The 396-nt window shown below is 61.6% G+C and carries 1 protein-coding gene; it reads right to left on the bottom strand.

Annotation, left to right across the window (positions count from 1 at the left end; all coding sequences use genetic code 11):
* Positions 1 to 6 precede the first annotated feature (6 nt).
* Positions 7 to 396: adenylosuccinate synthetase (locus A3709_RS21825; protein WP_197484364.1), on the bottom strand; the 390-nt coding region annotated here is incomplete at its 5' end.

The following is a 396-nucleotide window of genomic DNA, read 5'->3' as shown; positions in this document are numbered from 1 at the left end:
AGATGATCAACCGAAGGGATGACACAGCACGATCGTCTCAACGCGATCCGGGCCGGTGGAGATGATGTCGATAGGTGCACCGACAACCTCTTCGCTTTTCTTGATGTAATCGCGGGCCGCCTGGGGCAGCGCATCGAGCGACTGGGCACGGAGGGTAGAATCGCTCCAGCCGGGGACTTCTTCGTACACCGGGTGCAGGCCTTCGTAGTCGTCGGAATCCACGGGGTTCGGTACAGCGTTGCCATCGGCATCGGCGTAGCCCACACAAATCTGGATGGACTCCAGACCGTCGAGCACGTCGAGCTTGGTCAGGCACAGGCCACTTACAGAGTTGATGTTAACGGCGTTGCGTAGGGCCACGGCGTCGAACCAGCCGCAGCGGCGCGGACGCCCGGT

The sequence above is a fragment of the Halioglobus sp. HI00S01 genome (assembly GCF_001635445.1).
GTDB lineage: Bacteria > Pseudomonadota > Gammaproteobacteria > Pseudomonadales > Halieaceae > Halioglobus > Halioglobus japonicus.
This window is presented reverse-complemented; position numbering and strand designations above follow the sequence as displayed.